Source organism: Streptomyces sp. NPDC002573, from assembly GCF_042889625.1.
Classification (GTDB): Bacteria; Actinomycetota; Actinomycetes; order Streptomycetales; family Streptomycetaceae; genus Streptomyces; species Streptomyces gibsoniae.
Window position 1 is genome coordinate 1 of the sequence record NZ_JBIARC010000027.1, and the last position, 22,253, is coordinate 22,253.

Here is a 22,253-nt window from a genome sequence, read left to right on the forward strand (position 1 = left end):
CTACGAGCGCAAAGCCGAGCACTTCCTCGCCTTCACCAGCATCGCCTGCACCCTCATCTGCTACCGCCGACTCGCCAAATGAGATGACTTCTTAGAGCAGGGGCAGACTCAGCACGGGGGGAACCGAGCCTGCCCCTGCACGTCGGCGCCCGCGAGCCTCCCCCTGGAGTGCAGGCGCCTGACCCCGCGCAGGGTCACTCTCCTCAGCGGCTGGCGCGACTGGAATGTCACGGGTGACGGCAGACGGTTACATACACAACACCTCCGTGAAGCCGTCCACTGTGTGCCTCACAATGAGGTCACATCCCCTCCATGGCAGCTCGGCACGGCGGCGCGATCCGAACTGCTGTCGCCAAGCAGCGGCCCACCGCGAGATCACCATCTGCGGCTGAAGCACGAATCGGGTCTGGGCCGGCGGGGGCGAGGAGTGGGCCGCCCGTCCCCGCTGGTTGTCGCGGTGAGGCGCTCCGCTACCCGTAGGCCTGGCTGCGGCCACTCGCAGCTACGCATCGAGACCGAGGTCGTACCGGCCAAGTCCACCGACACCTGGTAGATCACGCGGCCATTTGCCCAGTCCTGCCGTGCAGCGACGGGCGCCCACCGCCATGCGCCGTGCGACCACACTGCGAGCGCCGGGCGGCCGACGTGCGGGTACGTCGTGACCTTCGGCTCGGGCCTGTCCTCCTCGCGGCGCCACGGGCGGGCCGGTGCGGGCTCGGGGATGTCGCTGGTGTCGCTCACGCTACGCTCTCCGGACGTCCCACTTCGCCTGCACAACGTCGAGCGGTCGCACTGGACCAGGGGTGTGTCACGCCTGTTCCAGGGCATCCCCGAACTCGCGCAGCGTTTTGCCGCGGTGGCTGCGGGCCAGTTCGTGCCCGACGGCTATGGCGAGCGCAACCGGCCATTCGACGAGGTCGAATGCCGTGAGGAGACCGAGGCCCGCGAGGTAGGCGAGCTGATCCCTAGGCGGCAGTTTGAGCCGAAGGCCGCCCAGGGAGACGGTCACTGAATCACCCGAGACGACTCGTTCGGCCGCGGCGCGGGCACCGCGGGAATTCGTGATCGGAACGGGTGCGCCGCCAGGCGCGGTATCGGGGTCTGTCCTGCTCGCTCGCACGGTCATGTCGCATCCCGTTTCCACGGCCGCTTCCGGGCATCGGCTCGATACCCCTCCTCCACGCTAGATGAGTTCCGGGCGGTCTTCCTCTTGTGGAGCCGGGTCTTGCGGCGCTGCGGCCCGTCGACGTGGAGTGGTCGCCGGGCCGCCTGGGCTACGGGAAGGTCAGCTGCTGCGGCGCGTTTGGATCTTTCGGCGGCTGCCAGGCGGAGGGCGGTGCGTCGGGTGCGTCCCGGTTGGTTCGCAGCCACCACGCAAACTGCCAGTTGCGGCAGGTCCGGTACCTCCACAGGCCCCGCTTGTGGGCGGTGGCGGGTATCGAGTGCTCGCCCCATCCGGTGATGGGGCAGGCATTGTCGAGGGTCACCTGCAGGCCGCGCACGAGGGCGGGGCCTTTCCACTGGTGACCTTCGGCGTACTCGAAGGCCAGGTGTGCATTCTTCGACCAGTCCCACGGATGGGGAAGGGCGCAGACGTACCAAGCTAGCGGCGGGTTCTCCCCTGGCAGGGTGATGCTCTGGCGGGGTGCCCGCGCGTTGACCGGGTGACGGTCTGAGACCCCGAACGATTCCAGGCAGTGACGGTCGAGATTGACGTTGCGAATCCCGGCCAGCCACATGATCAGGTACGGTGCGGCGCTGTTCAGACCGACCCTGACGGGCGGTTGCGGCATTACTTGAATCCCCCCTCTTGGTGAATGCTAGGGCGCTTCCCTTTCTTTGACCAATTTTACCAAATTTTCCACGAGTTGCTTATGGCGACCGTGTCGAAATTCGTTGGGGTAAGGCATATTGAATTCCTCATCCAGGGCTTTTTCGTAATCGAGATCGGAAAGCCTGAGGGGGTTTTTGCAGACGGCCCGGAGCGTGGCGTTGGAACGGCCGGCGACCTTCACCTCCCCGAAGTACGCCTCCAGCAGCTCCTGCAGCGACTCGGGGGTGTGGAAGCGGATCCGCATCCACTTGCCCTGCATGAACCGCATGTCGACGTTCTCCTTGTCCAGGAATGACAGACGGGTGGAGTCGTGACGGCTCGTGGAGTGCTGCTTGTTCTCGAACGCCAGCTCGGCCAGCAGGTTGCGGGTGCCGATGCACACCGTGCCGTCCGCCCGGCACAGCGCGTTCACGGTGGTGAGCACCCAGTGCTGGTAGTCCAGCGACGTGGTCGCGTTGATGACGGAGTCGAGGACCACCATGTCGTACAGGCCGTGCTCGGCGACCCGCCTCTCGATGGTGCGGACCATACCGACGACACCCTTGATGTCGACGGCGTACTTGCCGGGGGTCGTGCGGTACGGCTCGTAGTCGTCGATCAGGTAGCCCTCAGGGCGCAGCTTCTTGGCGTAGTCGCCGTGCCCGGCGCCGAAGTCGACCACCCGCAGGTCGGGCGCCTTGCGCAGCCGAGGCAGGGCCAGCTTCTCCCACACCTCGCTCTTGTAGGCGAGCTGCCCCTGCTTCTTCAGCGAGCTGTACTGGCGCAGCCGCTTGGGCTGCACGATGTGCTGGTTGTAGACCGGCGCCTGGTCCTCCAGGCCGGTCCAGTCGTACACGCCGTACTCGCCGGTGAGGTCGGCAACGAGCTGCGCCGCGTTCAGGGACGGGCAGGTCCAGGCAAGGACGTCGAAGTGGTTCGCGGCGGCGACGACGGCGTACTCCGCGTTGAGGGCGATGCGGCCCTGATCGTCGATGACGACGCTGCCCCACGCGCCGTGCCCGCCGGTCATGTACGAGATGGCCTGTTGGAACGGCTTATTGCGGGAGTTCGCGACGTTGATGGTCTGCCAGGGGATCCACGACCACCGGCCGATGAGACCGGGCTCGGCGTACACGACGCTCGCCTCGGTCTCGACCCTGTTGTGCAGGAGGTTGAACTGAATCTCGTCACTCAAGCGGACCTTGGTGCCCAGCATGACCGCGGGCGTGTGCGTGATGCCGAGGGCCTTCATCGCCTTGGTTCTCTGGTGGCCTGCGACCAGGGTGCCGTCGGCGTTGAGGATGACGGGCTTGACGATGCCGTGCCGCCCGATGGACTCCTGCAGCCGCGCGAAGGCTTCCTCGGACAGCAGCCGCGGGTTGTAGTCGGCGGGCTGCAGCTCGGCGAGCGGGTACGCCTCGTAGAACGTGGTCCTGGGTCCGGAGCTGCTCATGCGTCCTCGTCCTCCAGGTCCTCGTCGTAGTCCGCGTCCTCGTCGGCGTCGTCCTGGTCGGCGTCGCCGGCGGAGGCGTCCTTGTCGGGGGCGGCCTCAACGGCGACGGCCGGGGCCTCGGCGGTCTCGGTGTGGGCCTGCTGCAGCAGGTGCCAGCCGAAGCCCAGGTCGCCCCGGTTCTCGGTGGTGTACCGCTCGTAGATCGCGTTGAGGGTCTCCACCTCGGCCGCGGTGATCTGCACACGCATGTTGGACCACTGCAGGTAGCCCCACTGCAGGTACTCCAGTTTGGCCATCGCGCCGGTGCCCTGACCGTCGGAAGGCAGGTCGATCGTCGCGGGCAGGGCCCGGGAATCGAGGAGCTTGTCCAGGGCGCCCTGGTCGTAGCCGGTGCCGTCGAGGTCGGGCAGATCCTCGAGGATGTCGGCCAACAGCTCGCTGTCGTACCCGGCGAGGTCGGAGGTCCGGTTGTCGACGACGACGATCCGGGCCGCGTCCTCGTCGCTGACGTCGACCCACGTCGCGGCAATCTGGTCCCACCCGAGCTGCTTGGCGGCGGCCCAGGTGTGGTTACCGGCCAGGATTTCGTTGGGGCGGCCGGTGTGGGTGCCGCGGTTGACGACGATGGCCTTGTACTGGCCGTTGACGCGCAGCGATTCGGCGATGGCGTCGACGTCGCCGGTGCGCGGGTTGCGGTGGTACCCGGTCAGGTCATCGATCGGGACGGCAAGCGGCAGCAGCGACTCGGGGATGCGGGCGGGCACAACACTCACAGCAGGAGCCCTTCGTGTAGGAGCGTGCCCCCGCGCCCTACGTCCGCCCAGATTAGAGGATCACGCGCTCACAAGCTGCGGCTCAACGTCGACGGCCGGTTCGCGGGCCGCGCGCAGCAGGTCTCGTGGCCGGGGGATGTCCCCACGTCCGGGGCCGCAGCGGTCGACTCTTCCCACGGCAGGGCGCTTAAAGGGGGATCAAGACGGGCCCGTCGCCCGTCGGTCGGGCGGCCACGCCGCAGAGCAGTCTCGCTCGGACGCCCTCGCCCAATGCGATCCGTAGTCGCTCATCAGACAAGCCCGTAGGGCCCGGCCGTTTGGTCGGGCCCTACGAAGGGGGTACGCGCGGGGTCAGGTCACCATCGGTACCAGCGGCCCCGGCCACCGCCAGCAGTGGTAGAGCGCATAACGAAGCCGAGCAGCCACAGCACCAGGACAACGAGGGCCACCCACCACAGGATCTTGACGGCGAAGCCGACGCCGAAAAGGATGACCGCGAGGAGCAGAACAAGAAGCAAGGGAACCATAATTTCGACCTCCTGAGCCTCCGTCTGCCCTGCGTTGTGTCCCCCATTCCTCAACCGCGCCTTTGTTTGTGATGGGAGAGCCGGGGCACGAGCCGAATACCAACACAGCGACACAGATGGTGTGGGGATGCCCCTTTCATGACTGCCACTGAGAAGGCCAAGGTGAAGACCTAGCAGGCCAAGGACCAAGACCAACGAGGCTGTGGGCAGCGCCATCGGCAACGACCGGTGCCCGCCACGGGGCAGACTGGGAAGAGCACGGGTGACGCCCGTGAGGACAAGGAAAAGACCAAGGACGCCTTCAAGTACTGACGTCCCCTCTGCCCCCGCCCCCCGGAAAGGGCCTTCCCTGGTCCTTTCCGACGCCACCGGCCACGAATCCTGGTCGGTGCGTCGCCGTTCTACGCGCCTGGCGAGTGGAGCGCCGACACCACCTTTCGAGCGGTGTGTGTGGGTATGCACAGCCGAAACCGGTGACACCCGGGAACTGATCAGCAAAACCCCTGAGCTGAGTTTGCGCGGGGCACGCCCCACATCTAGGAGATGCCACGTGTCGCAGGTGGAAGATTCCATCGAGGTCAACGTCCCCGTCCGCACCGCCCAGGGCTGATGCGTTCTCAGGTTTCGAGATCGAGTAGTCGGAGTGCGTGGTCGGCTAGTGACCGATAGTGGTCGGTGGCGGCGGTGATGTTCGTCCAGCGGGCCTGACGGATGAGGCCGATGGCGAGGTGCGGAGGGTCGCCACTCTTGGACTTCGGGGCGAATCCTTGCCTTCCTCAATCTGTGGATGGTCACCCGGATCCGCCTCCGGGCGCCGTCATTGATGTCACGCGTGGATGTCAGTCTGGGTCACGTGAGAGACACAGGGCCCCGTGCCGGTGAGCCAGGCTACGCTCACCGCGACCCGTACGGCCTGGTGAGAGGCGGTGCACCTTGGCGAGCCGCCCCTCCTCTATCTCGACTTGGACGAGCCTTTGAATCCGTGTGACGCGAAGCGGGGGTGTCGCCCCGAGGGCTACACGACCCATCGAATGAAGGCAGGGAGCTGGCTCGCCCACCTTGGAGCACGACCGTGAACCCGAAAAGGCACCAGCGGACCCTACGCATCATGTTGGCCGTTGCCGTAGGGGCTGCTCTCGCCATTGCCGTCACTGCATCGATCATGAAGGACCCCAGGCATGGGGAGGGTCTCTTGGGTGAGGTACTGGTGAGCGGTGACGGCCGCACCATCACCACCCTGAACAGCCGGGCCCCATGCCAGCAGGACCCGCCCGAACTGGTGGCAAGCGAATCCCGCGATTCCGTCACCTTGGTACTGAAGGAAAGCGATATCGATCTCCGGCCTCAGTGCCACAGGATCGACGAGCAGATCACCACGAAGCTGCAGTCACCACTGGGGACACGACGGCTGGTAGACCCGGGTAACGGCTGGACCATTGCCCCCTTCGACCAGAAGCGGCTGGCCAACCCGCGATATCTCCCGCCAGGCTATGCGCCGGCCACTGACGTGCAATGGAGCGATTCCAGCCAGCATGACCTGCTGACACCCTTCATTCGGACCCGGAGCTCGGGCCCCGCCTGGACCCGTTTCTACCACCGCGCCTCGGAGAAGGCGTCTTTGAGCATCACGCAAATCGCCGGAAAGCTCACAGTGAGTGCCGCAGGCACTCCGGAGTCCATCCACGGATGGATCGGTGGGCTCGCCCCGGACTCCAATAACACCGTGACGTGGACGAACGGGACCTACACATTCATCGTGAGCACCACGGATCAGGACCTCCACGAAGCCGAACTCCTGAGGATCGCCAAACAACTCATCCCCTAAACCCGAGACCACCAACTGGAGACGACGAACGCGACCCCCGATGATCAAGGTTGTCGAAGCTTTTGATCACGAACAGGGGTCGCGTTCGCATGCCATGCTCCCTGATCGGTGTCCTGCAACGCCACCGCGAGGACATCGTCTTGTCCTGCCCACCCGCCGAACTGCCCGACCTGACCTCGTTGTCGACGGTCCTGGACCGGCTTCCCGATCCGCGGCGCGTAAGAGGCCGCCGCTACAGGCTGGGCTCTCTGCTTGCCCTGTGCCTGCTCGCGGTCCTCGGCGGAGCCACCACGCTGGCCGGCATCGCACGGTTCGCCATCGACTCCACACCTGAGGTGCGCAAACGGGTCGGGCTGGACCGTCTTCCTCGCGCCACCACCCTGGGCCGCCTTCTGTCCCGCATCGACGGGGACGCCCTTGACGACGCCGTGGGCGCCTGGCTTGCCCGGCACTCCCGTGACCCCGTCGAAACCGATCCGCCCGAGCTGGTGGGACTGGCCGTCGACGGCAAAGCCGTGCACGGCAGCCGTGACGGCGGCAAGAGCGCCATCCACCTGCTCGCCGCCGTCCTGCACGAAAACCAGACGGTGATCTCACAGCGGCAGATCGCCGCGAAGAGCAACGAGATCCCCGCCTTCGCCCCGCTGCTGGAACGGCTCGACCTGCACGGGCACGTCATCACCGCCGACGCGATGCACACGCAGACCGATCACGCCGAGCAGATCACCGCCCAGGGCGCCCACTACATCCTGGTGGTGAAAGGGAACCAGAAGAAGCTCCGCCGACAGTTACGGCGACTGCCCTGGCGCGAGATTCCGCTCCAGCACCGCACCCGGGACAAAACCCACGGCCGCCATGAGATCCGCCGCCTGAAGGTCTGTACCGTCCAGCCCGGCCTGCGCTTCCCACATGCCGTCCAGGCCATCGAGATCAAGCGCCGCCGCACGAACCGCAAGACCGGCAAGACGACCGTCAAGACGATCTACGCGATCACCAGCCTCACCCCTGCCCAGACCACCCCGGCCCAACTCGCACAACTGATCCGTGGGCATTGGCAGGTCGAGGCCCTCCACCACGTGAGAGACGTGACCTTCGCCGAGGACGCCTCCCGCGTCCGCACCGGCACCGCACCCCGAGCGATGGCGACCCTCCGCAACCTCGCCATCGGCCTCATCCGCCAGGCTGGCTGGACGAGCATCACCGCCGCCACCGACCACTACCGGTCACGAGCCGACCACGCACTCCAACTACTCGATCTTGAAACCTGAGAACGCATCAGCCCTGCCGCACCGCCTACAACCAGTTGACCCAGTTCGAGGACTTCTTCCAGTTCATGGCCGGCGTCGAACACATCGAGCAGCGCACCGACACCCTCACTCACTGGAAGACGAAGATCGGCGGAGTCGAGCGCAAGTTCGACGCCGAGATCACCGAGCAGATCCTCGATGAACGCGTCGCCTGGACCACCATCGGCGGCGAGGCCAAGCACACCGGCGTCGTCACCTTCCACCGCATCGACGACAACACCACCAAGGTCATGCTGCAGCTCCACTACGAGCCCTACGGTCGGCCGAGACCGTCGGTGCCAAGCTCGGCTTCGTCAAGCGGCAGGTGACCGGCAACCTGAAGCGGTTCAAGGACTTCATCGAGTCCCGCGGCGGCACCGAGACCGGCGCCTGGCGCGGCGGGGTCTGACACACCCGGGACGGTCCGGGCAAGCGCACCCGCGTCGACGAGGCGCCGCCCGGCCCTACCGCGGATGCCGAGACAGGCGGGAAGCTGGGCGGACGGCGAAGAAGGAGGACCATCACGAACGATTCCGGGCTCCCACCCGAGCACCTCATCGACGACGTGGCGAACTCCCCCTGCGCCAGGTTTGGTCCTCCGTGGAGTTGCACAAACACCGCATGCGCAACGAAAGACCGCCCTGGGGCCCGGCACTACCTACCAGTAGTGGCGTCGGCCGCCGACGGCGTGCCCGACGGAGCCGAGGAGGAACAGAATGGCCCCGATGACGAGCAGGATGATCCCGATCGTCCACAGGATGCCGATGTGCAGGATGAACCCGACGACGAGCAGAATGACGCCGAGGGCGATCAAGGTGGCCTCCTTCCACTGCGGTCGGCGCGCCGGCCGCTGATGGCGGCGGCTGGTAGCTCGTCGCCGACTGATTGCCGTTGGCTCTCCTTGTGGCGGTGGAGCCGCCAGGTGGTGAGCAGGCGGTTGAAAACGACTGGTAGTGGCACAGGGCTGTGCGTAGGGCTTCGGTCTCCGCTTGGCCGCTGCGGTTCCACGGTGTCAGGCCCGGGCGTGGCGGGTCTGCCCGCCGTCGGAGAGGAGGTCATCGAACAGAGCGCGGTAATGCACCATGGCGCTGCGCAGCTGCTCGGTAGTGGCCCTATGGCCCACGCTGAGCGTGTCGATCTCATGCGCGGCCCGGTAGTGCTCCAGAGTGCGGCCGTGCTCGACCGAGAGGTCCTTGAGCTGCTGGTCGAAGCCCTCGGTGGGGTAGCCGCGCGCCTGCATCAACGAGGTCACCAGCCGGTCCGCGTCGTGCACTGCATCCTCCGGTCGGTCCACGAACTCCTGCTGCACGCTGTCCCAGTCCCGGGCGAAGCGGTCCTGGGCACTGGCCGGCAGCGGCTTGATGTCAAGCTCGTCATGACGCTTCGCACGCTCGCTGAGCTCACGCTCGGCGGCGAACCTGCTGTCGGCTCCCTCGACCGTCCGCTCATACTCCGGTCCGAAACGTTCACGCAGGGTCCGATGCCGCATGGAAACAGTCAGGGCCGACGCGATCAAGGCCACGACCACCACTACGGGAATGACGATCGCCAGAAGAGTTCCTGTAGACATCGAGCTGACTCCCTCCTGGCTGCCTGGCTCGCGTGAACGTAGCTCCAGGGCACTTCCCTTATCAGGGATATACCCGGGCAATACGGGCCCACACTCCGCAGTGGCTCGCCGCGGTCCATGCCTGCGACAAACCTGACAACCCTGAAAGCAACGCGACTTCGCCTCGCTACGAGTTGTTGCAGCCGCAGATGCCCTGCGGTGTGCACCAGCCGTCGCACGAGTTGCACCAGGTCATGCCCGGGGCGGGCGGCTTGCGTCGCGGTGCGGACGCGGCTGGGAAGGGTTGACCGTTGGGCGCTTTGACCAGGGCGGCGGGTCGGCCGACCGGCTGGGATATCGCCTCCTGCAGGTCGGCGAGGTGCCTGGCCGCGTCGGGGTCTGGCTTGGACTGGTAGGCGGGGGCCGTCACGGGTCTCCGGTCAGGGGCTGGCGGATGCGGTCGCTTGCGTTCGGCCATGACCTTGTCCAGCGGCCCGTAGCGTTCCCTCATCAGCCGTTCGAATAGGGCAGGGTCAGCGGCATGGTCGGAGCGATAGGTCGCGGTCATGTGGTTTCTCCCAAGGGCGCGGGGACCCGCCCGGCCTGACGGCGTGGGCGGGTCCACTCGCGGGTGCGTGAAGCGGCGTCCCCGTGTGGCGCCGCGCGGGCGGTGCCGGCGTCTGGCGGGTAGGGCGCGGGGGGGTTGCCACCCGCCAGACACCGTTGGGGGATGCCGCATGCCACGGCAGTGCTGATGGGCCGGTCCCGCGGCTGCAGCCGTTCCCAATCAGCGAGCAGAACGTACCACGATCGAATGTTGTGGCACATCTACGAGGTGGGGTGTTCGGTGTAGTTGGGGGCGGGATCGGGCTGGTCGGCCCACAGGACGGCGCCGAAGCCGTAGCCGTCGAAGGCGTCGGTGCCGCAGGCGTCGGGCTTGTCGACGAGGAACAGGGCGTCTTGAGCGGGCTTGGGGACAGGGTGGCCGAAGTCGCCTGGCTTCATGCGCTTCCAGTCGCGGCCGGTCGAGTCGCTCACGGGGGTTCCCTTCGGTGGGTGGGGCGCGGCCCGCCCCCGGGTGTGGGCGGGACGAGTCGGGTCAGGCCGTGGCGACGGCCGTCTTGGCGGCGGCCGGCTGCTTCGCCGGGGTGCGCCGGGCGGGCGCCTTCGGCCGGGCCGGGGTCTTCTTGGCCGCGGCGGCGGGCTTGGCCGCATCCGCCTTCGCCGGGGCCTGCGGCTTGGCTGCGACAGCCTTCTTGACCGGCGGCTTCGGCTTGGGCGCGGCGGGCTGGGCGGGGGCGGCGAGGCTCTTGTGCTCGGCGTCCGGGTTGAGGGCGATCTCGCGGGCGTCGGCGTGCGCCTTGGCCTGCCGCATGTTGAAGCGGGCCTTGGCGACCGCGTCGGCGACGCGGTCCATCTGGTCCAGGCGCTTGCCGACCTCGCCCTCCAGGGCCAGGGCCAGCTTCATCGGGTCGGCCTTGGCCAGCTCCTCCAGCAGGCCCAGGACCTGCTCGATCCGGTCGATGCTGTTGCGGGTCTTGGTGCGCTCGCGCTGCCGCTCGGCGCGCTCCTCGGGGCTCATGTCCTCGACGAGCATCGCGACGACCTGGCCCTGCTGCTGCTTGAGCGCGTACGCGAAGTGGACGAGCTCGTTGTCCCCGGCGAAGGCGCCCTTGGCCCACTTGGCCATGACCGCTCGCTGGTTGCCGGGGGTCAGGGCCGCGATCTGCACGGCGGCCTGGGTGCCGATCGCACCGGAGTTGACGTGCTGCTGGACTTCCTCGGTGAGGTCCAGGAGGGCCAGGCGCAGGTTGACGTACTGCGTGGACTTGCCGAACTCCGCGGCGACGTGGCCGACTTCAGCGCCTTCCTGCTCGTCGAGGATGCGGCGGAACGCCTTGGCCTCCTCCATCGGCGTCATGTCGGCCCGGTTGATGTTCTCGGCGACGGACCGCTTGAACCGCTCCATCTCGGTGAGGTCGTCGCCGGTGATGATGCATTTGATCTCGGTGAGTTCGGCGAGCTGGTGGGCGCGCCAGCGGCGCTCGCCCGCGACGATCTCGTAGCCGCCAGCGTCGCGGCGGACCTCGATCGGCTGCATCAGGCCGAACCGCTTGATGGAGTCGGCGAGTTCCTGCAGGGCGGTGGGCTCGAAGAACTCGCGCGGCTGGCGCTCGTTGCGGCGGATCTCGCTGATCGGGAGGGTCGTGATCGTCATCGCTGGCTCCAAGAGGCTGGTCGGGTCGGGGGGCGCTCCCTCCGCCCTGCTGCTCTTATTCTACCTGCACCGTTGATCTTGGGCCAGATTTTTGGGGGGAATTTTCGCAGGTCAGAGGGTATGCATGGGGGCGGGCACCAAGGGTGCCCGCCCCATCAACGCGAAGCTGTTCAGCTCGCCTGCATCAGGGTCTGTGACCCGCTGGACGGCTCCTGAATGACGTCCTGCGGATCCTCTCTGACGACGACGGCCAGCGCACGCAGCGCCTCCTCCGCCTCATGGACACCTATAGCAGGTCGGCCGGACAACTCGGCCTCCTCCATGCGCCGTTGGATGCGTGCTGGATCGATCGCCACCGCGCTTCCCCTCCCCTCGGCGGGGTCCCCCGCCTTCGACCACATGCACGATCACTGCTCCACACGCTTCCCCCCAGGACGCCCGCCCCTACGGGCGCCGGTGACGCAACTACCAGGTGGTGTCGGCCGGTTGGGCCTCGACGGTGCCGGCAGGCACGGCCCAGGTCGTGCCCTGCGGCGCGACGTCGGCAGGCGCAGCCCAGGTCGTGTCCTGCGGCGCAACGTCGACAGGCACGAGCCAGGTCGTGTCGGTCGCCTCGACATGACGCGACGTCACATCCCCCTGGCTCACCCCGATAAGAGCGGCCAGCGCAGCGAGCGCGACAGCGGAAAGAATCCGGAAAGCCCGATTGATACGCACAAGTTCCCCTGTATTCACATGGACCATGAAGGGCGGGAAGCGCGCAGGGACGGCGGTCAACGTCCGATCCAGGCCCCCGAGTTCGCGCGGAGCACCCGCCACGCCACACCTTGTAACGGAGTTGTGGAAACTTCAAGCCGAGGGGTTACCGTACTTTCACCAGACACACAATTCAGGGGAACGTTAGGTGCCACAACTTCCCGACCTGCCGGATCTGTCCGACGAGGCGGTTACCGCTTACCAACAAATACAGGACGGCCAACCGGTTTCTCCCGATACCCCGGGGCTGGACACGCTACTGACGACCGGTCTCGTACTGGATATGCAGGCCGGTGACGGCACTTACACCGCGGTCCATCCCCGGTATCCGGCAATGCAGATGGTTCAGCAACTCCACGAGCATTTGGCTGCGGTTGCCGCATTTACGGGCGCGTTACCGGAATTCGTGTCCAGCCTCCTGGAAACGCCCGTCGCACGGCGGACAGCGAACTCGTCGATCCAACTCCTTCTCGGCCGAGACCTGATCAACGAGCACATCGCCCGCGAACACGCCGCCGTCCGCAAGGAGGTCATCTCGGCGCAGCCCGGCCACCGCACCCGCGAGGACCTGGCGTACTCCTACGACCGTGACCACGGCGCCCTCAAGCGCGGCCTGCCCATGCGGACGCTCTACCACAGCTCCGTCCGCCGTGTCCCCACAGTCGGCGCCTGGGCCAGGAACATGTCGGACGCCGGCGCGGAAATCCGCACGCTCAACGGCCGGTTCCCGCGCAGCATCGTCTTCGACCGCCGTGTCGCCTTCGTCCCCGCGCACCGCAGCGACGGCGACCCCTCCCCGGACGAAGCCGTGATGATCACGGACCCGTACGGCGTGGGGCGGATCGTCGACGTCTTCGACATGTTCTGGGAACGCGCCAGGCCGTGGTACGGCGGAAACGGCCGCGACGACAAGGGCCTTTCCACCACCGGCACCCAGCGGGCGATCCTGCGCGAGCTGTGCCAGGGCCGTACACAGGCGCAGGCCGCGAAGAACCTGGGCATCGGTTCGGCCTGGATCAACGAGCAGCTGGGACAGCTCCGCAAGAAGCTCGGCGTGCAGACCCTCAACGAGGTCATCTACTGGTGGGCGACGTCCCCCGACCAGGAAGAAGACGACTGACGGGCCCGACGCGCCGCCCTACGAGGCGACCGGGGTACGCCAGGCCAGCGTGACCCGGTCGTCCACATCGCGTACCCCGCGCGCCCGCGCGGGGTGCACGAGGACCTTCTCCAGCAGCAGCACCACCAGGGCCCGCTTGGAGGCGTGCGGCGCGTGCTCCCACCAGCGGGCCAGGTCCTCGACCCCGCCCAACGGCACATCCACCACCTGCTCCAGGTGCCGCAGCCGCGCCCGCTCCTTCTTCAGGCTCTGCCCGATGGTCCGGTCCGTGGCGACGAGAGTGCTCCGCGAAAGGTCCCCCTTCGCGTACGGCTCGGCAAGCTCGGCCCGCGACTTCTCCAGCTGGGCTATCCGGCCGCGCACCTCCTCGGCCTCGTCGGCCAACTGCGCGCGGGCCGCCTCCAGTGCCGCCTGCGCGCCCGGGCGCAGCAGCTCACCGAGGATGTGCTCGGCCACGTATTCCTCGAGCAACGCCGCGTTGATGCGGACCTTGCCGCACCCGCCGCGACCCTCGAACGTGGTCTGGCAGCGGTAGGACGGCGTTCCCGCGCCGGTGCGGGCGCCGGCCATGCGCTGCTGGCACTGCCCGCACTCGCTCACCCCGCCCGCCAACAGGTACTCGTGATCGGGGGCCCGGTCCTCCGCGCTTCGCGTACCGCCAGGCCGGCCGGGCCGCAGCTCCTGAAGACTCCGGAACTCCTCCGGTGTGATCAGCGCCTCCCGGCCGGTCTCGACGAGCTCGCTCGTGGCAGGGTCCCGCTCCAGTCCGGCGATCGCCGGATTGTCCAGCAGGCGGCCGAGCGTCATGCTCGTCCACGCCCCACCCATCGTGCCGCGGTGGCCCTCGGCCGTCATCCAGGCCGCGACCTCAGCCTGCGACTGGCCGGCGCGGATACGGCTGACAGCCTCGCGCACAGCCTGCCGCTCCTCGGCGCGGACCCGCGTCAGTGCCTGGTTATCGAAGCCGTACAAGCGCGGCATGCCACCCGTTCCCCACTCATTCAGCCGGCCGTGCAGGTCCTCCCTGACGCAGCGAGCCGATCCCCAGCGCCTCCCAGAGGGCGGCCGTAGGAATCCGTATCGTGCTCCCCATCGTCAGCGTCCGCACGGGAAACTGACCGACCTTGATCAGGTCGTACGCCTTGTTGTGACCGATGCCCAGTGCGCGGGCCGCAGTCACGACGTTGACCGTCGCGGGCAGCGCCAAGACCTCGTCCAGGCTCATTCCGCGCTGTTCGGCGGCCAGAGTGCTCATCGTCGCCATATTCGTTGTCGCGTTCTCCCCCGCGCCAACTTGTGCCACACCATACACGCGGTACCAGGTAACAGGGAGTCTTGGCCAGCATCGTTAGGGAAGAATGTGCGCCCACAGTGAAAACCCGACGTGGGGGTGGGGGACAGTGTTCGAGGACAGGACATACAAAAGGTGCTCCTGTAAGGGCCCGCTGGTGGACAAGGACGGCCAACCGGTCCTGGACGACGACGGCAACCAGAAGATCGGCAGCCTGGAGAAGAACTGCCCCAAGCTGAAGCAGCGCGACCACGGCTCCTGGTACTACTCCATCGAGCTACCGCCCGGCCCGGACGGCAAACGCCTCCCCCGCGCGAAAAAGGGCGGCTTCCGCACAAAGAAGGAAGCCGCCACCGCAGCTGAGGCAGTCTGGAAACTCGCGCAGGATGGCGTAGACGTCCTTAGCGAGGAGACCGTCGCCGACTATCTGCACCGCTGGTTCGCCAAGCGCGTCGACCTCAAGCGGTCCACCCGCAAAAGCTACGAGGACTACATCGACCGGGTCTTCATCCCCTACCTCGGCGCCATCAAGCTGCTGCAACTGCGCACCCGCCACATCCAGGGCATGTTCGAGAAGATGTGGGCCGACAACGAGGTCCACGCTGAAAACCGCCTCAAGGCGCACCAGGCCCTCGAAGCCGAACGCGCCGCGCACACGGCCTGGAAGGACTGCCCGACCCGGCCGCGCCCCGAGGGGCTGCGCCAGGCGTGGCAGGACGCCAAAGCCGCCCTGAAGGAAGCCCGAGCCCTGCCCACGCATGTGACCGGCCCCGGCACACAGGTCAGGATGCGCAACACGCTCTCCGGCGCCCTGGACGACGCCGTGAACGAGAAGCTGATCTCCGAGAACTGGACGAAAGGCGTCGTCCTGCCGAAGTACGTCCGCCCCAAGCCGCTCGTGTGGACACCGGCCCGGGTCGAAGCCTGGCGTCAGACCGGCGAGAAGCCCGGCAAGGTCATGGTGTGGATGCCCGAGCAGACAGGCGCGTTCCTGGACGCCGTCGCCGGGCACCGCCTGTACCCGATGTTCCACCTGATGGTCTTCCGCGGTCTGCGCCGGGGCGAGGCTGCCGGCCTGCCGTGGGCAGAGACTGACCTGACACACGGCACCGTGCACATCAGCGAGCAGCTGGTGGTCGCGTCATACGACGTGTGGGAGGACACCCCCAAGAGCGAGAGCGGCGAGCGGACGATCAAGCTGGACTCGGAGACGCGGAAGCTGCTGGAACTGTGGCGCGCGCGGCAGGCCGGGGAGCGCGCCGAGTGGGAGGAGAGCGCCAAGACGTGGAAGGACACGGGCTTGGTGTTCACCTGGGAGGACGGTCGCGCCTACCACCCGGAGCACCTGTCGCAGACGTTCACGCGCCTGGTGACGAGGCTCGGCCTGCCGCCGGTGCGGCTGCACGACCTGCGGCACTGCGCGGCGACGCTGTCGCTGGCCGCCGGCCTGCACATGAAGGCCATCCAGACTCTGCTGGGGCACGGCTCGTACTCGCTGACCGCCGACACGTACACGTCGGTGCTGCCGCAGTTCGAGGACGCCCAGGCCGAGGCTCCGCTTGCTCTGGTCCCGCGCAGGTCCCCGGCGCGCCGTGACATGGCTCACGAGCCGGACGCGAAGGCCGGTGCTCCGGCGGCCGAGAATCCCGTCGGCGTTCCCAGCGAGGACGCCGCCTAACGGCTCGTTCCCATGGCGTTCCCATCGACGCTAAACAGGCCCATCGGAGATGGTCTCCGGTGGGCCTGATTCATGCTCCGACGCAGGTCAGAGGGTGAGCCCCCTGTCGGATTCGAACCGACGACCTTCGCTTTACAAGAGCGGCGCTCTGACCAGCTGAGCTAAGGAGGCGTGCACGTGTGTGCCCGAGCAGTGTACCCAGGTCCCAGCCCGGCACCGTCGAAAATTTCCGCGAAGTTCACAGTCACCCGGGTACTGACAGAGCAGGTGAATGGCAGGTACGGTCCTGAGCCAGTTCACTCTTGTGGACTACACCACAACGGAACCTCCGTAGTGGCACACCACCTTTACAACGGATCGTCCGGCACGTTCCTGCCGGTGAAGGGGGCCCATTCACCATGGCCACTGTCTCGTTCGACAAGGCGACCCGGATATACCCGGGTTCCACCAAGCCCGCCGTCGACGCACTCGACATCGAGATCGAGGACGGGGAGTTCCTCGTCCTGGTCGGCCCGTCGGGCTGCGGCAAGTCCACCTCGCTCCGCATGCTGGCGGGGCTCGAGGACGTGAACGCCGGCGCCATCCGCATCGGTGACCGCGACGTCACGCATCTGCCGCCCAAGGACCGGGACATCGCCATGGTGTTCCAGAACTACGCGCTCTACCCGCACATGACGGTCGCCGACAACATGGGCTTCGCCCTCAAGATCGCCGGTGTCGCGAAGGCGGAGATCCGCAAGAAGGTCGAGGAGGCCGCGAAGATCCTCGACCTCACCGAGTACCTGGACCGCAAGCCGAAGGCGCTCTCCGGCGGTCAGCGCCAGCGTGTCGCCATGGGCCGCGCCATCGTGCGCGAGCCGCAGGTCTTCCTCATGGACGAGCCGCTGTCCAACCTGGACGCCAAGCTCCGTGTCTCCACCCGTACGCAGATCGCGTCGCTCCAGCGCCGCCTCGGCATCACCACGGTGTACGTGACCCACGACCAGGTCGAGGCCATGACGATGGGCGACCGCGTGGCCGTGCTGAAGGACGGTCTCCTCCAGCAGGTGGACTCGCCGCGCAACATGTACGACCGCCCGGCCAACCTCTTCGTCGCCGGCTTCATCGGTTCTCCGGCGATGAACCTCGTCGAGGTCCCGATCACGGACGGCGGCGTGAAGTTCGGCAACAGCGTGGTGCCGGTGAACCGCGAGGCCCTCAAGGCCGCCTCGGACAAGGGCGACCGCACGGTCACGGTCGGCGTCCGCCCCGAGCACTTCGACGTGGTCGAGCTGGGCGGCTCCGCCGCCGGCTCGCTGTCCAAGGACGCCGAGGACGCCCCGGCCGGCCTCGCCGTCTCCGTGAACGTCGTCGAGGAACTGGGCGCCGACGGCTACGTCTACGGCACCGCCGAGGTCGGCGGCGAGCCCAAGGACCTGGTGGTCCGCGTCGGCGGCCGTCAGGTGCCGGAGAAGGGCGCGCAGCTGCACATCGTGCCGCGGCCGGGCGAGACCCACGTGTTCTCGACCTCGACCGGCGAGCGCCTCTCCGACTGAGGTCCGCCCACCGGCCGGCCCGGCACCCGGTGCCGGTGATCCCGTGACGAAGTGACGAAGAGGGCCCCGCAGCCGATCGCAGGGCCCTCTTCGCTGTCGACAAATACCCCGGCATACACGGCATTTCGACCACGAACGTCAACCCCCTACCCGGAAATCCCCACTTTCTCATCCCCCGTACCGGTGACTAAATGTCGCCAAATCACTACACCGCGCTACCCTCACTCGCGTGAAGCACACCACTACTCCTCGGACACGGCGCGGCCGTGGCCCCGCCCGCGGGATCGGCCGCACCCTGGCCCTCGTCCTGCCCGTCGTCCTGGTGCTGTCCGGGACCCTCGCGGTCACCCGCGTGAACTGGTCGGGGGGCTCGTCGAACTCGGTGCTCGCCGCGTCCGTCGCAGACGTCTCCACGCGCGCCTCCTCCCGCGCCCCGCAGGACGTACTGCGCGACAAGCTCCTGCTGGAGCTCCAGGACAGGAACCCGGGCGTCGCGCTCACCCACCTCCAGCAGGCGGTCAACGGCCGCCCGTCGCTGGCGAGGCACTGCGCGTCCATCGCCCGCGCGCTCGGCCGCGCCGCCGTCCGTATCTACGGCCCCACGCGCGCCCAGTCCTACGCCCGCCCGGTCTGCGACACCTCCTTCGCCTCCGGCGTGGCCGCACGGCGCGGCTGAGCCTGCCGGCCGCCCGGACGTCGGACGGGGCGCGCGACGTACAGTTCGGTCATGACCGATCCGAACGCCGCCTCGCGCCCCGTTCAAGCCGTCATCCTGGCCGGGGGCCAGGGCTCACGGCTGCGTCCGTACACCGATGACCGGCCCAAGCCGATGGTGGAGATCCCGGGCACCGGGACTCCGATCATCGGCCACCAGCTCGCCTGGCTCGCCGAAGAGGGTGTGACGGACGTCGTGGTCTCCTGCGGCCACCTCGCCGACGTCCTCCAGCGGTGGCTGGACTCCACCGATCTGCCCGTGCACGTCACGACGGTCGTCGAGGCGGAGCCGCTCGGCCGTGGCGGCGGTCTGCGCTACGCCGCCGAGCATCTGCCGCACCCCGACCGGCCGTGGTACGCCACCAACGGCGACATCTGGACCCGGTTCTCGCTGCGGGACATGGCGGACTTCCACGCCGAACGTGGCGCGGCCGCCACGCTCGCGCTGGCCCGCCCGCGCATCCCCTGGGGTGCTGTCAAGACGGACGGCTTCGGGCACGTCACGGACTTCATCGAGGCCCCGCCGTCGACGTTCGAGATCAACGCGGGCGTCTACGTGTTCTCGGCCGAGTTCGCCAAGATGCTCCCCGAGCGCGGCGACCACGAGCGCACGACCTTCCCCCGGCTGGCCCGGGAACGCCGCCTGGCCGGCTTCCCCCTCCCCCAGGGCGCCTACTGGCGGGCCATCGACACGGCGAAGGACCTCACGGAGGCGGCCAAGGAACTGGCGGCCCTGGGCCGCTGACCCGGCCGCCCGCCCCGGGACATGAGAAGGGCCCCGCACCTCCCATGTGCGGGGCCCTGTCTGTCTTCACCTGTTGTCTTCGTCTGTCTTCGCGAGGACCGGTCGGGGTCAGCCCAGGAGGCCGCCCACCAGGTGGTCCGAGCCTCCGGAGCCGCTTCCGCCGCCGCTGCTGCCGCTCGCACCGCCCGTCGGGCCGCCCGTGCCGCTGCCGCCCGAGGAGGACGGTCCGGCGCTGGTGCTGGGGGCCTGCCGCACCGGTGCCGAGTGCTGCGGCGGGGCCTGGCCCGCGGTGCCCTGGGTCTGGCTCGGCCGACTGCCGGTGACGGAGCCGGTCGCCCCGGCCGTCCCCGGCGTGGTGACCTCGCTCGACGGCGACGACGAGTTGGACCCTCGCGTCGCCGAGGGCCGCGAGGCCGAGGGGCTGGAGGAGTGCTGCCGCCAGCCCGGCGTCCCGGGCAGCGGCGAGCCCGGCAGCTCGTTGCGCGGCGCCTCCCCGGGGCCGGGGACGACCACGCGGTGCGTGTCCCGGACCGCCCCGCCGAGCAGCGACCCGACGAGCAGCGTCACCCCGGTCACGAGCGCGGTCAGCAGCGCGCCCCGGCGCAGCACATAGCGCCGCAGCTCCCAGATGTCCGCCCGCGGACCGAGCCTGCGCCAGGCGGCGCCCGCGAGCCGGCCGTCCACGGAGTACACCGGCGCCCCGGCGATGACCAGCGGCGACCAGGCCGCGAGGTAGATGATGTCGGGCGCGTCGTACGCGGGCGCCGTCCGCCAGCTCACGGTGACGATGAGCGCCGCGGACAACAGCGCGCCGACCGCGGCCGCGACCCGCTGCCACAGGCCGAGGACCGTGAGCACGCCCGCGATCACCTGGAGGAAGGCGACGACGAGCCCGGTCCCTACGGGGTGCTGGAGCGCGAACTGGCGCATCGGCTCGGCGACTTGCCAGGGGTGGAGCGTGCTGAGCCAGGTGACCATGGAGCCCCGTTTGCCGCCGTCGAAGTAGACGGGGTCGCAGAGCTTGCCCATGCCGGCGTAGGCGGAGATGGAGCCCAGGAAGATACGCAGCGGCAGCAGCACCACGCCGAGGTTCATCCGGCGGCCCGGATAGTAGGCGTGCCGCACCCCCGCCGCGGCGGCGGACGCGGCCGGTGTGCCCCCGCGCCGCCTGCCCCGGGGTCCCGGGACCGCGGACTGGACCTCGTCCCTGAACAGGGGGCCGCCGTAGGGCTGTTCGTCGTGATCCGGCAGGCCGTAGGCCGGGTCGCCGTAGGGCGGGTCCGCGTAGGGCGAGTCGGCGTAGGCCGGTCCGCCGTAGAGCGGTTGAGTGTAGGCCGGTTCGTCGTAGAGCGGTTGCGTGTAGGCCGGTTCGTCGTAGGTGCTGCCCGGGTTGCGCATGTGCGGCAGCAGCCGGGTCGCGCCGGAGTCGTAGCCGTGGCCGGGCAGGTCCCGCATGCCGAGGCGGGACATGAGCTGGGTCGCGCCCCCGTCGCCGGCCGCTTCCTCACCGTGGCCGATGCTCTGGCTCCGTACAGCCTGCAGCAGCCGGTGGGCGCCGGTGTCGTCGGGCGCGGACCTTCCGGTCCACACCACGGGACGACGGCGGCCCACGGCATCGGCGTCCTGGGGGCCGCTCAGCTGCCGCGCCGCGTGCGGGGACGGGGCGCGCCGTGTCGACGCGCCCAACTTCACGCGGAAGCTCGCATGATTGACGACGACCTGCGCCGGGTCGCTCGGCACCTTCACCATGCTCAGCGCGGGGGCGTCGTCGAATCCCGACGACCGCTCCCCCGTGGGTGTGCGGCGTGTTCTGGTGTCCACACTCATCTAACCGAGTGACGTGTGGTTAGGACACTGCTTTGACCGCGTGGATCTGTCCGGACCCCGTCAAGCTTGTCCCGTACGACCGGTTTCCCCCGTACGGGTGAGTACCCGAACGGTCGCCCGGGCCTGTCAGAGCGGTCTGTTCAGGCCCGGCACCCGTCGGCCTCAGGCGCGCCTGCGGGCCGCCTCGTACAGCACGATCCCCGCGGCCACACCCGCGTTGAGCGACTCGGCGCCGCCCGGCATCGGGATCCGCACCCGGTAGTCGCAGGTCTCGCCGACCAGCCGGGACAGGCCCTTGCCCTCGCTGCCGACCACGATCGCGACCGGCCCCTGAAGGGCGTCCAGGTCGCCGAGCTCGGCCTCCCCGTCCGCGGCGAGGCCGACGACGGTGATGCCCGCCTTCTTGTACGCCTCCAGGGCGCGCGTCAGATTGGTGGCGCGCGCGACGGGCGTACGGGCGGCCGTACCGGCGGACGTCTTCCACGCACCGGCGGTCATCCCGGCGGCACGCCGCTCGGGCACGACGACGCCGTGCCCGCCGAAGGCCGACACGGACCGCACGACCGCGCCCAGGTTCCGCGGGTCGGTCACCCCGTCGAGGGCGACGATCAGCGGGTCCTCGCCCTCGTCGAACGCGGCCTCGACGAGGTCCTCGGGGTGCGCGTACTCGTACGGCGGGACCTGAAGGACCAGCCCCTGGTGGTTGAGGCCGTTCGTCATGCGGTCGAGCTCGGGACGCGGGGCCTCCATGAGGTTGATCCCGCCGCGCTCCGCCGCGAGCTGGAGCGCCTCGCGCACCCGCTCGTCGCTGTCGATGAACTGCTGGACGTACAGCGTGGACGCGGGCACGCCCTCGCGGAGCGCCTCGACGACCGGGTTGCGCCCGACGACCAGCTCGGACGACGACTTTCCGCCCGTACGACGCTGCGGGCGTCCCTGGACGCGGCGCGCCTTCGCCTGGGCGGCACGCTGCTTGGCGTGTCCCTTGCGCATCTCGGCGGGCGGGGTCGGACCCTTGCCCTCCAGGCCGCGGCGCCGCTTGCCGCCGCTGCCGACCTGCGCGCCCTTCTTGCCGGACATGCGGCGGTTGTTCGCGGCCATGACCTACCTGTCTGTTGAAGCCTTCGTACGTACGTCTATGCA

23 protein-coding genes, 1 tRNA gene and 2 pseudogenes are annotated in these 22,253 nt (G+C 68.6%); 10 read left to right on the forward strand and 16 right to left on the reverse strand.

The window, feature by feature from the left end; genetic code table 11:
- Positions 1-658: 658 nt before the first annotated feature.
- Positions 659-1,012 carry a hypothetical protein gene (locus ACFYX0_RS24345; protein WP_388973068.1) on the forward strand — a complete coding sequence of 118 codons (354 nt, stop codon included), beginning with the start codon at positions 659-661 and terminating at the stop codon, positions 1,010-1,012.
- Between the two features lie 262 nt (positions 1,013-1,274).
- Here the strand turns inward: ACFYX0_RS24345 and ACFYX0_RS24350 are convergent, their stop codons facing one another.
- The 4 genes from ACFYX0_RS24350 to ACFYX0_RS24365 form a co-directional block, all read right to left on the reverse strand.
- The gene (locus ACFYX0_RS24350; protein ID WP_388973070.1) at positions 1,275-1,793 is read right to left on the reverse strand and encodes a hypothetical protein; all 519 of its coding nucleotides are present in this window, start codon (positions 1,791-1,793) and stop codon (positions 1,275-1,277) included.
- 27 nt (positions 1,794-1,820) lie between these two features.
- Positions 1,821-3,266, reverse strand: coding sequence for a ParB N-terminal domain-containing protein (locus tag ACFYX0_RS24355; protein WP_388973072.1), 1,446 nt, complete (start codon positions 3,264-3,266; stop codon positions 1,821-1,823).
- The gene (locus ACFYX0_RS24360; protein ID WP_388973074.1) at positions 3,263-4,039 is read right to left on the reverse strand and encodes a ParB/RepB/Spo0J family partition protein; all 777 of its coding nucleotides are present in this window, start codon (positions 4,037-4,039) and stop codon (positions 3,263-3,265) included. Before ACFYX0_RS24360 ends, ACFYX0_RS24355 begins: the two co-directional genes overlap by 4 nt.
- Positions 4,040-4,395: 356 nt before the next feature.
- Positions 4,396-4,566, reverse strand: a complete 171-nt coding sequence (locus tag ACFYX0_RS24365) for a hydrophobic protein (protein WP_388973076.1) — start codon at positions 4,564-4,566, stop codon at positions 4,396-4,398.
- A 138-nt stretch (positions 4,567-4,704) separates the two neighbouring features.
- Here ACFYX0_RS24365 and ACFYX0_RS24370 point away from each other — a divergent pair.
- From ACFYX0_RS24370 to ACFYX0_RS24385, 4 genes and pseudogenes are all read left to right on the forward strand, one after another.
- Positions 4,705-4,878: pseudogene (locus ACFYX0_RS24370) on the forward strand (CsbD family protein).
- A 796-nt stretch (positions 4,879-5,674) separates the two neighbouring features.
- The gene (locus tag ACFYX0_RS24375; RefSeq protein WP_388973078.1) at positions 5,675-6,391 is read left to right on the forward strand and encodes a hypothetical protein; all 717 of its coding nucleotides are present in this window, start codon (positions 5,675-5,677) and stop codon (positions 6,389-6,391) included.
- Positions 6,392-6,480: 89 nt separating this feature from the next.
- Positions 6,481-7,659 (forward strand): ISAs1 family transposase, encoded by a 1,179-nt coding sequence (locus tag ACFYX0_RS24380; RefSeq protein ID WP_388973080.1) that lies wholly within the window; start codon positions 6,481-6,483, stop codon positions 7,657-7,659.
- Positions 7,656-8,086, forward strand: a pseudogene (locus ACFYX0_RS24385) (SRPBCC family protein). Before ACFYX0_RS24380 ends, ACFYX0_RS24385 begins: the two are co-directional and overlap by 4 nt.
- A 249-nt stretch (positions 8,087-8,335) precedes the next feature.
- Here the strand turns inward: ACFYX0_RS24385 and ACFYX0_RS24390 are convergent.
- From ACFYX0_RS24390 to ACFYX0_RS24420, 7 genes are all read right to left on the reverse strand, one after another.
- Positions 8,336-8,491, reverse strand: coding sequence for a DUF6131 family protein (locus ACFYX0_RS24390; RefSeq protein WP_388973082.1), 156 nt, complete (start codon positions 8,489-8,491; stop codon positions 8,336-8,338).
- Positions 8,492-8,689: 198 nt separating this feature from the next.
- Positions 8,690-9,247, reverse strand: a complete 558-nt coding sequence (locus ACFYX0_RS24395) for a hypothetical protein (protein ID WP_388973084.1) — start codon at positions 9,245-9,247, stop codon at positions 8,690-8,692.
- A 166-nt stretch (positions 9,248-9,413) separates the two neighbouring features.
- On the reverse strand, positions 9,414-9,794 hold the full coding sequence (locus tag ACFYX0_RS24400; protein WP_388973086.1) for a hypothetical protein: 381 nt from the start codon (positions 9,792-9,794) through the stop codon (positions 9,414-9,416).
- A 260-nt stretch (positions 9,795-10,054) separates the two neighbouring features.
- The gene (locus tag ACFYX0_RS24405) at positions 10,055-10,264 is read right to left on the reverse strand and encodes a hypothetical protein (protein ID WP_388973088.1); all 210 of its coding nucleotides are present in this window, start codon (positions 10,262-10,264) and stop codon (positions 10,055-10,057) included.
- Positions 10,265-10,325: 61 nt separating this feature from the next.
- On the reverse strand, positions 10,326-11,444 hold the full coding sequence (locus tag ACFYX0_RS24410; RefSeq protein WP_388973089.1) for a ParB/RepB/Spo0J family partition protein: 1,119 nt from the start codon (positions 11,442-11,444) through the stop codon (positions 10,326-10,328).
- 170 nt (positions 11,445-11,614) lie between these two features.
- A complete protein-coding gene (locus tag ACFYX0_RS24415) occupies positions 11,615-11,800 on the reverse strand; it encodes a hypothetical protein (RefSeq protein ID WP_388973091.1) in 186 nt (61 codons plus the stop codon).
- A 109-nt stretch (positions 11,801-11,909) separates the two neighbouring features.
- Complete coding sequence (locus ACFYX0_RS24420; RefSeq protein ID WP_388973093.1) at positions 11,910-12,263, reverse strand: hypothetical protein; 354 nt, start codon at positions 12,261-12,263, stop codon at positions 11,910-11,912.
- A gap of 343 nt (positions 12,264-12,606) precedes the next feature.
- Here ACFYX0_RS24420 and ACFYX0_RS24425 point away from each other — a divergent pair, with 343 nt between their 5' ends.
- On the forward strand, positions 12,607-13,320 hold the full coding sequence (locus ACFYX0_RS24425; RefSeq protein ID WP_388973095.1) for a hypothetical protein: 714 nt from the start codon (positions 12,607-12,609) through the stop codon (positions 13,318-13,320).
- An 18-nt stretch (positions 13,321-13,338) separates the two neighbouring features.
- On the opposite strand, the gene ACFYX0_RS24430 is transcribed toward ACFYX0_RS24425, so the two are convergent.
- Positions 13,339-14,301 carry a recombinase zinc beta ribbon domain-containing protein gene (locus ACFYX0_RS24430; protein ID WP_388973097.1) on the reverse strand — a complete coding sequence of 321 codons (963 nt, stop codon included), beginning with the start codon at positions 14,299-14,301 and terminating at the stop codon, positions 13,339-13,341.
- 16 nt (positions 14,302-14,317) lie between these two features.
- Complete coding sequence (locus tag ACFYX0_RS24435; RefSeq protein ID WP_388973099.1) at positions 14,318-14,575, reverse strand: DNA-binding protein; 258 nt, start codon at positions 14,573-14,575, stop codon at positions 14,318-14,320.
- A gap of 193 nt (positions 14,576-14,768) precedes the next feature.
- On the opposite strand from ACFYX0_RS24435, the gene ACFYX0_RS24440 reads away from it, so the two are divergent.
- A complete protein-coding gene (locus ACFYX0_RS24440; RefSeq protein WP_388973101.1) occupies positions 14,769-16,289 on the forward strand; it encodes a tyrosine-type recombinase/integrase in 1,521 nt (506 codons plus the stop codon).
- Positions 16,290-16,386: 97 nt separating this feature from the next.
- Here ACFYX0_RS24440 and ACFYX0_RS24445 read toward each other — a convergent pair.
- Positions 16,387-16,460: transfer RNA gene (locus ACFYX0_RS24445), tRNA-Thr, on the reverse strand.
- Between the two features lie 227 nt (positions 16,461-16,687).
- Between ACFYX0_RS24445 and ACFYX0_RS24450 the strand changes: the two genes are divergently transcribed.
- The 3 genes from ACFYX0_RS24450 to ACFYX0_RS24460 all read left to right on the forward strand — a co-directional run bounded on the left by ACFYX0_RS24450 (position 16,688) and on the right by ACFYX0_RS24460 (position 19,283).
- On the forward strand, positions 16,688-17,824 hold the full coding sequence (locus ACFYX0_RS24450) for a sn-glycerol-3-phosphate ABC transporter ATP-binding protein UgpC (protein WP_311694495.1): 1,137 nt from the start codon (positions 16,688-16,690) through the stop codon (positions 17,822-17,824).
- Positions 17,825-18,053: 229 nt separating this feature from the next.
- Positions 18,054-18,500, forward strand: coding sequence for a hypothetical protein (locus ACFYX0_RS24455; RefSeq protein WP_388973103.1), 447 nt, complete (start codon positions 18,054-18,056; stop codon positions 18,498-18,500).
- Between the two features lie 51 nt (positions 18,501-18,551).
- Positions 18,552-19,283 (forward strand): nucleotidyltransferase family protein, encoded by a 732-nt coding sequence (locus ACFYX0_RS24460; RefSeq protein WP_355921868.1) that lies wholly within the window; start codon positions 18,552-18,554, stop codon positions 19,281-19,283.
- Positions 19,284-19,391: 108 nt separating this feature from the next.
- Here the strand turns inward: ACFYX0_RS24460 and ACFYX0_RS24465 are convergent, their stop codons facing one another.
- Together ACFYX0_RS24465 and rlmB are read right to left on the reverse strand one after the other, a co-directional pair.
- Positions 19,392-21,104 carry a DoxX family membrane protein gene (locus ACFYX0_RS24465; RefSeq protein WP_388973234.1) on the reverse strand — a complete coding sequence of 571 codons (1,713 nt, stop codon included), beginning with the start codon at positions 21,102-21,104 and terminating at the stop codon, positions 19,392-19,394.
- Between the two features lie 168 nt (positions 21,105-21,272).
- Positions 21,273-22,211, reverse strand: coding sequence for a 23S rRNA (guanosine(2251)-2'-O)-methyltransferase RlmB (gene rlmB / locus ACFYX0_RS24470; RefSeq protein ID WP_388973105.1), 939 nt, complete (start codon positions 22,209-22,211; stop codon positions 21,273-21,275).
- Positions 22,212-22,253 lie beyond the last annotated feature (42 nt).